Here is a 396-nt window from a genome sequence, read left to right as displayed (position 1 = left end):
ACCAATCAACTAGAAACAGTGGATGCGATGACAAGCTATGCTAAGCGTTGGGAAATTGAGACTTTATTTGCTTGTCTAAAGGGCCGTGGCTTTAATCTTAAAGATATCCACTTAACCCATCTTGATCGGGTCAGTAAATTAGTCGCAGTGAACGCCTTAGCATTTTGTTGCAGGAATGGTTTTATCAATGTGCTTTTTATGCCATGATCGTAGGGTCTCAGGCGTGCAACCTATCTTTGGCGCTATGGCTTTGATGGCTGATCAGGTGGATGGGTAGTCGTCTTTAGCTTCAATTAGAGCATACGGACGGCGCGCTCTTTCATTTCAGGGGTATAGTTTCGTGTTTTCATTGTCGTATTCTCTTGGAGCGTTGAGTCTCCGACAATTCCGGGGCGG

Annotated in this window: 2 pseudogenes; one reads left to right on the top strand and one right to left on the bottom strand. The window is 45.2% G+C overall.

The features are described from left to right. Positions 1-168 (top strand): annotated as a pseudogene (locus A1019T_RS12945) (transposase); the annotation flags it as partial. Here A1019T_RS12945 and A1019T_RS13815 read toward each other — a convergent pair. Further along, positions 169-350: pseudogene (locus A1019T_RS13815) on the bottom strand (IS3 family transposase); the annotation flags it as partial. Between the last annotated feature and the right edge of the window lie 46 nt (positions 351-396).

The sequence above is a fragment of the Psychrobacter piechaudii genome (assembly GCF_900162825.1).
GTDB lineage: Bacteria > Pseudomonadota > Gammaproteobacteria > Pseudomonadales > Moraxellaceae > Psychrobacter > Psychrobacter piechaudii.
Note: the sequence above shows the minus strand (reverse complement) of the source record. Positions and strands in the feature narration are given on the sequence as shown.